Genomic DNA, 7147 nt, shown 5'->3' with positions numbered 1-7147 from the left:
CTGGCGGGATAAGAGATTCAGCAGGACTCTGCCGCCCACGTTTCTCTTTCTTCATTATTCAATTGTCAAAGAACAGACACCGCTTCACGCAATGTCGTGACCCATTACGCTTTTGGCTTCGGGGCCGTTCGAGTGTCGCTCACGCGGCTCTCTTGAATTTCGCGGAGGGCAGAGTTAGAAGCAAACTTCTTCGTCGCCAGCGGCGAGCCGCCCTCGTTCGTGAGGCGTATATAGTCGCCACCAAACCAAACTGTCAACTGCTCATTCAAAGTTTTTGAACTTTTTGCGACAGAAATTTCGAACTCGGTTTGATGACTGCCAGCTGCCGCAACGGAACAGGCACGACCGGGTGGACGGCCACGGGGGAGCCCTATTGCCGCCGCATTGCCGTTCGACACCAAGATCAACGAGCAGGGCGTAGCGCCAACCACGCGCGGCCTGTTCAAGAGCCTGTTGGAAGGGGCGTGCGAGCAGCCAAATCAAGGACGCGCCCGCGCCTTCTCCAGGAGGCCCTATAAGAAGAAGTGCGCGAGGGGGAATTCGACCGGAGCCTGGCGCTTCGTTGACTTCACCTGCCGTGACAGGCAAATGTCACGGCCACAACAAAAGCGACAAGCCGTTCCGCCCGGGGAAGAAGCAGCCTTTCTGGATGCCAGATACGGAAGATGTCATAGCCGAACTCGGCAACGAGCCGCCGCTTATCGCGGACGGCCGCAGCGGCCCGCCCGATCGGCGCGAGGTTTCTGCGCGCTGGCTGTCGGGGACATTTCTCACCGGCGTGACATCGAGCGTGCTGATGGGCGTGGCGCTGTTTGCCGCCCTTGATGGTCGCCAGCAACTGGCGACGCCACCCGAGATCGCCGAGTTGATCAGCCTTGCCGGCAATGGTGATTCCGGCGAGGTCGCCAAGACGACAAGGCTCGTGGCACCGCGTCAGATCGCCAAGGCCAAGGATCGCCGCCGCATGGAAGTGTCGATGGTCACCAAGGTCGGTGACCGCGACGTTATCCACACCATGCCTTTCGTGCAGATCAAGATGGCGCTCGCGGCCGGCCACACCACCAGCCGGGCCTACCCGCCCTTCGATCCGATGCAGGTGTTCGGCGACGACGGCGACGACACCCCCGCGCAGCCGGCGACGGCTTCCGCCGCAGCCGGCCAGATCTACGGCGCCAAGGTCGAAAGCGAGATGAGCCTGAAGACCGTCGATTTCCCGATCGAGACGGCTTCCTTCGACGAGAAGAGCGACCTGTCCGCCGACGAGGTGGAAAAGGTGGTGCGCGAAGCCGGCACCGACCTCAGCGACGGCGCGGTGCAGGTCGCTTCGCTCCATTATGTCGATCCGCAGCGGTTCGGCGAAGCATTCGCCGAAAGCATGGCGGGCTCCTACGACGTGAAGATCGTGCCCGAAAACGTCTCCGTGGCGCCGCGCGCAAACGCCGATGACCAGGCACCGGCTTTCGCCGAGGAAATCATTCCCTTCACCAAGGATACCGACCTCACCGAGGCCTTTGCCGATTCGGGCTATACGGGCGAAGATGCCACCGGCATGGCCGAAGCGATCGGCAAGCTTTTGAACGCGCCGGCGCTCAAGGCTGGAACAGTGCTGCGCGTCGGCCTCGAGGTCCGTGGCGATGCCGCCAAGGTGGTTCGCACCAGCGTCTACGACAGAACCACGCATATCGTCACCATCGCGCTGGACGACCGCGGCCAGTATGTGCCGGCGCAGGAGCCGGATCCCAACCCCGAGTTGCTGACCGCGTTCGATGATTCTTCGGCACCGGTGGTGGTGCGCGGCAACCTGCCTAATGTCTATGACGGCATCTACCGCACCGCCTATTCCTACGGCATGTCCAAGGCGATGACCCAGCGGCTGATCAAGCTGCTGGCAGCCGATGTCGATTTTCAGTCCCGTCTCAGCCCCTCCGACCGGATCGAAGTGCTGTTCTCCCAACCCGATGGCGACGACCAGACTTCGGACAATTCCGAACTTCTCTACGTGTCGGCGACGTTCGGCGGCACGACGCGCAACTTCTATCGCTTCCAGATGCAGGACGGCAGCACCGACTATTTCGACGAGAACGGATCGAGTGCCAAGCAGTTCCTGTTGCGCAACCCGCTGCCCAATGGTCGATTTACCTCCGGGTTTGGTGCCCGCAAGCATCCAATTCTCGGCTATGTCCGCATGCACACAGGCACCGATTGGGCCGCTCCCATCGGATCGCCGATCATTGCCGCCGGCAACGGCGTCGTTGAGAAGGCGGGCTGGGCTGGCGGATACGGCAAGCAGATTATCCTGCGCCATGCCAATGGTTACGAGACGTCCTACAATCACCAGAGCGCTTTTGCCAAAGGCATCGAGACCGGCGTCCACGTCCGCCAGGGCCAAGTGATTGGTTATCTCGGCCAGACCGGTCTCTCCACCGGTCCGCACCTCCACTACGAGCTGATCGTCAACGGCACCAAGGTCGATTCGATGCGTGTCCGGCTGCCGGTCGGCAAGGTGCTGAAGGGCGACGACCTCGTCGCCTTCAAACGCGAGCGCGAGCGCATTGACGACCTTCTGAAGCAGGAAGACGGCAATTCGCTGAAAGTCGCCAGCGCCAAGATCGACGGCTGATCGCTCGGCTTTCAGTCCTGCTGAGTTTCGGCGCGTCGCGACCAGGGCAGCCCCGAGCCGGGAATGGTCGTCCAGGCGACGACCGCCGAAATCAGGCAAAGCAGCGCGGTCATCGAGGAGACCGCGGAAAACGCGGCGTCGCCGGCGGCAAGCCTTGCCGCGTCGAGCGCCGGCGCAAGTCCGGCCGATGCCGGTTCGCCGAAACCAGGCACGCCGGGCGTCGCATTCCCGTCCAGCGCATTCGCGTAGACCCAAGCGGCCAGTGACCCCATAGCCGCCACCGCGATCAAGCCGCCGATGCGCGATACGGCATTGTTGATGCCGGAGGCGGCACCTGTGTCCTTGTCTTCCACCGCCGTCATGATCGCGGTCGACAGCGGCGACACGACCAGCGCCATGCCAAGCCCCATCAGCGCCATCAGTGGAAATACTCCGGTCCAGAAATTGTGGATGCCGGCATGGGCGAGCAGTGCAAGCCCGGCAAAGGCGAAAGCCACGACCAGGCTGCCGCTAGCGATTGGAAAACGTGGCCCGATCCGGTCCGACAACTGGCCGACCGGCCCCGACAAAAGCGCGATCGATGCCGACAGCGGCAGAAAGATGAAACCGACTTCGGCCGTGCTCAGCCCCCAGCCGGCGATCAGCAGCATCGGCAGATAGAAAAGATTGGCCGACAGCGCGAAATAGAGGAAGAAGGTCGCCAGATTGGCGCCGGCGAATGCACCGCTGCGAAACAGCGTCAGGTCGATCATCGGCTCGCGCTGGCGGTGCTCGAAAAGGATGAAGACGACCAGCAGCACGGCGCCGGCGGCAATGCTCGGCCCAGCCATGCGGCCCTCGTCGCTGGCACTCATCGAGGTCAGCCCATAGGCGAGCGCGCCGAAGGCCAATGTCGCGAGCGCGCCGCCGCCAAGGTCCAGACCGCGTTTTTCCGCCGGTGCATCGGCCGGGATTTTGGCGAGCAGAAGATAGATCGAGATCAGGCCAAGCGGCAGGTTGATGGCGAAGATGGCCCGCCAGATACCGTCGCCGAACGCCGACAGCACGAAGCCGCCCAGTACCGGGCCAAGTGCGGTGGTCAGCGCCGAAGCCGCCGCCCAGATGCCGATTGCCCGGCCGCGCTCTTTTTTCGGGTAGGCCTTGGCGATGATGGCCAGGCTGCCCGGCACCATGATCGCCGCCCCGATGCCCTGGATCGCGCGAAACGCGATCAGCACGAACGCGTTCGGCGCCAGCGCGCAGGCGAGCGAGGCGGCAATGAACAGCGCGATGCCGGCCACGAAGGCGCGGCGCAGCCCGAACCGATCGCCGGCCGCACCCCCGGCAAGGATCAGCGCCGATAGCGTCAGCGCATAGGCATTGGATATCCATTGCGCCTCGGCAAGGCTGGCGCCGAGATTGACGCGGATCGCCGGCGTGGCGATGGCCAGGATCGACCCGTCGATGAAACCGAGCGCCGAAGCCAGGATCGCCGCGATCAGCACGAAGCGCCGTTGCGATTGCGGGCAGAACGTTCTGTTGCCGGCCGGGATGGTCAGCGGGACGGCTGCGGCTTCGCTCGGTGAATGCATGGAACCCTGCTTAGACTGCCGATGCGCCGGCAACAACCAGCCAACGGCTTGCTATCGTTGAAACCAGCCACATTGCCCAGCCAAATCGCCAATTTGCGGCTGTCGGAATGCAAACGGCGGCAGTCATGCTAGGTTCCCGGAAGGGCAGACCGGGAGAAATCGATGAAGCGCCCACTTGAAGCATCGGCGGAAGGGCGCGGCCGTATCGTCGGCATCACCGACGGGGTGTTCGCCATCGCCCTCACATTGATCGTGCTCGAGATCAGGGTGCCGGCGCATGAGGCGATCCATTCGGAACGTGATCTGCTTGCCGCGATCGCGGCGCTGGCGCCACGCTTCCTGACCTATGCGTTGAGCTTCCTGACGCTGACCATTTTCTGGTTCGGCCAGCAGGCGCAGCATGGGCTGATCGCCAGGTCCGACAGGCGACTCGCCACGCTGAACCTCTGCTTTCTCGCCTTCATCGCTCTTTTGCCGTTTTCGACCGACCTGTTGGCCGACTTCATCGAGTTCAGAACCGCGGTGGCCGTCTACTGGCTCAACCTGTTGATGCTCGGCGTCACCCTGTTCGTCAGCTGGCATCATGCGGAGAAAAACGGTTTTGTCGCAGAGAATGTCGACGCGCAGACGAAGCGGACGGTCTATCTGCGCATCATCAAGGCGCAGGTGCTGTGGGCGATCGGCGCCGCGCTTTGCCTGATCACGCCGCTTCTCAGCGTCGGCTTCATTTTGGTGGTGCAGCTGATCTACGCGGCAACGCCGAGCGCGAGATGGGTGCGCAGGATCGTCGGCTGAGTCGAAGTTGCCTGTTCAGTCGACGAACTCGACCGTCACGCCCGGCGACACGAGCTTCGCCAGTTCGCGCGCGTCCCAGTTGGTCAGGCGCACGCAGCCGTGGCTTTCGGTTTTTCCGATCTTCGACGGGTCCGGCGTTCCGTGGATGCCGTAAGTCGGTTTGTCCAGCGCGATCCACACGGATCCAACCGGGCCGTTCGGGCCCGGCGGAATGGTCAGGATCTTGTCATTCTGGCCCTGCTTGAAATTGATGCTGGGGTTGTAGGTGTAGTTCGGATCGAGCGCGACGCGGGAGACCGCGTGAATACCGGATGGAGATGGCGTGTCCGACGAGCCGATGGTTGCGGGAAAGGCCGCGACCAGCTTGCCGGCCGCATCATAGGCGAAGACTTCTTTCTTGCTCTTGTCGGCGACGATGCGGGCAACCGGCGTCGAGACCAGCCTGCCGAAATTGGCAACCTTGATGATCGTGCCGGGACGATTGAAGTTGGCATCGGGATTAAGCGACTTGAGATAGTTCTCGTCCATGTGGAAGCGTTCGGCAAGCGCCTCGGTCACCGACGTGTAGCCCATGCGGTCGAGTTGCGCCTTCTGGCTGTAGTCTTCAGGGATCGAGGCGACATAAGGGCCGGCCGCATCCTCCGGAGTGATGGTGTAATTGGCGAAGGCGTCGCCGCCGGATTGCGCAAGTGCTGCCTGGATGCCGACGGCGTCGGTGGATCGCAGATTGCTGCCGGTGATCTCGTTGTAAGCGGCAAGCGCCTTGTCGACGTTCGAACCGAACCGCCCGTCGATGACGCCCGGCGAAGCGCCACCACGGTCGAGAAGCACCTGAAGTGCGGCAACGTCCTGGCGTGCGCCCAGCGAAAGCGACGGATCGACCGTGGTCTTGCCGCCCTCCATTGGCGGCAGAGCCGCCTGATCCGTAGGCGCCGCGGGCTGCATAGGGTCTATCGACGCCTCGTCCAGCGGCTGGCGCTTGACGGTGCCCGGCTCTGCCGGCGCCGGCGCGTCCGGATAATTGTTGTCGTAACTGCCGTCGTCCTGCGGCGACGGCGGAAAGGCATCCACCGAATTGTCGCTATTGGGATCGTATTCGTCCGCCGGCGGCGGGATGACCCGCCCCTCCTCTTCCAACTGCTTGCGGCGGAACCGCGCCATGTCTTCGGGATCGTCGAGATAATAGCGGTCGTCGTCGGCAGGGGCACGGCCCAGCTCGCGCAGCCGCATCTCGCGGCGCAGTGCGCGGCGATCGAGCCGTGTCTGCGGCGGCTGGATGGCGATGACTTTGCCGGTATCGGCATCGACGATGACGCGATTGCCCCGAGCGTCGTAATAGATGTCGAGATTGCCGTTCTGCGCCACGAGAATGCCGCCGTCATCGGCGGCACGAACAGGTTTCGGGCCATTATCACGCGTCGGCGCCGCCAGAGCGCCGGAAGAGAGCATCCCGGCTGCGAGTGCCGAAAGGATGAAGATCGTGCGGAACATCGTAGCCAAACTCTCCCGTCCGTATTTGCCGCCGCCCGGCATTTGTCCCTATACGGCGAACCCCTTCGCCAGCAAACCAGCTGCCCAACATATGGTTCCATTATGAACCGGGCATGAAGATGGCGCTTTTCCGGCGTCTCGAGGAATACCCCGTTAGCCTGCGGCAAGCCCCAATTCCTGGCGCGCCTGCTTCGTCAGCTTCAGGGCGACAAGGCGATGGCTTTCGCGCAGATAGTCCTTCAGCGCGGCATCATCCATGCTCTGGCTTGTCCGACGCTGGATCCATTTCATGCCGCGCGAGGCCAGATAGGGCGCGGGCCGCAGGCCCGGCTGCTCCTTGAGAACATCATAGGCGATGTCGGAACATTTGAAGGTGACGAAGAGCTGTTTGTCTTCCTGCCAACCGCCGATGGCAAAGACCTTGGCCCCGACCTTCCAGACATGAGCGCCGCCCCATTGCACGACGTGGGTCGTCGCAGGCAGCGAGGCGCAGAATCCGTTGTAGTCCTCAAGCGTCATCCCTGCCCCACTTTTTCTAGGAAACGGGGGGCGGGAGGATGGGGGCCGCCCCGGGGGTTCGGGGGCCGGCGGGGGGGGCGTCGAGGGGGGGGTGGGGGGGGGAGTATCACGCGGGGGGGCGGGGCGGGCCGTGTGGGGGGGAGGCGGCCGG

The 7147-nt window shown here is 63.4% G+C and carries 5 protein-coding genes; 2 read left to right on the top strand and 3 right to left on the bottom strand.

The features are described 5' to 3' along the window. Positions 1-649: 649 nt before the first annotated feature. Positions 650-2620, top strand: a complete 1971-nt coding sequence (locus NKI49_RS32915) for a M23 family metallopeptidase (RefSeq protein WP_352608318.1) — start codon at positions 650-652, stop codon at positions 2618-2620. Between the two features lie 11 nt (positions 2621-2631). On the opposite strand, the gene NKI49_RS32910 is transcribed toward NKI49_RS32915, so the two are convergent. Continuing rightward, positions 2632-4191, bottom strand: a complete 1560-nt coding sequence (locus NKI49_RS32910; protein ID WP_352608320.1) for an MFS transporter — start codon at positions 4189-4191, stop codon at positions 2632-2634. Positions 4192-4353: 162 nt separating this feature from the next. On the opposite strand from NKI49_RS32910, the gene NKI49_RS32905 reads away from it, so the two are divergent. Continuing rightward, positions 4354-4986, top strand: a complete 633-nt coding sequence (locus NKI49_RS32905) for a TMEM175 family protein (RefSeq protein WP_352608322.1) — start codon at positions 4354-4356, stop codon at positions 4984-4986. A 15-nt stretch (positions 4987-5001) separates the two neighbouring features. Here NKI49_RS32905 and NKI49_RS32900 read toward each other — a convergent pair whose 3' ends face one another. Both NKI49_RS32900 and NKI49_RS32895 read right to left on the bottom strand, forming a co-directional pair. Next, positions 5002-6477, bottom strand: a complete 1476-nt coding sequence (locus NKI49_RS32900; RefSeq protein WP_352608324.1) for a L,D-transpeptidase family protein — start codon at positions 6475-6477, stop codon at positions 5002-5004. 153 nt (positions 6478-6630) lie between these two features. After that, positions 6631-6996: an MmcQ/YjbR family DNA-binding protein gene (locus NKI49_RS32895; protein WP_352608326.1), complete on the bottom strand. Its 366-nt coding sequence runs from the start codon at positions 6994-6996 to the stop codon at positions 6631-6633. Positions 6997-7147 lie beyond the last annotated feature (151 nt).

It is taken from the genome of Mesorhizobium sp. M0587, from assembly GCF_040320945.1.
In the GTDB taxonomy this organism is placed as follows: domain Bacteria; phylum Pseudomonadota; class Alphaproteobacteria; order Rhizobiales; family Rhizobiaceae; genus Mesorhizobium.
Note: the sequence above shows the minus strand (reverse complement) of the source record. Positions and strands in the feature narration are given on the sequence as shown.

Excerpts from the sequence above, each read along its gene's own strand:
- NKI49_RS32915 (WP_352608318.1), top strand. The coding sequence starts at position 650 with ATGCCAGATACGGAAGATGTCATAGCCGAACTCGGCAACGAGCCGCCG.
- NKI49_RS32910 (WP_352608320.1), bottom strand. The coding sequence starts at position 4,191 with ATGCATTCACCGAGCGAAGCCGCAGCCGTCCCGCTGACCATCCCGGCC.
- NKI49_RS32905 (WP_352608322.1), top strand. The coding sequence starts at position 4,354 with ATGAAGCGCCCACTTGAAGCATCGGCGGAAGGGCGCGGCCGTATCGTC.
- NKI49_RS32900 (WP_352608324.1), bottom strand. The coding sequence starts at position 6,477 with ATGTTCCGCACGATCTTCATCCTTTCGGCACTCGCAGCCGGGATGCTC.
- NKI49_RS32895 (WP_352608326.1), bottom strand. The coding sequence starts at position 6,996 with ATGACGCTTGAGGACTACAACGGATTCTGCGCCTCGCTGCCTGCGACG.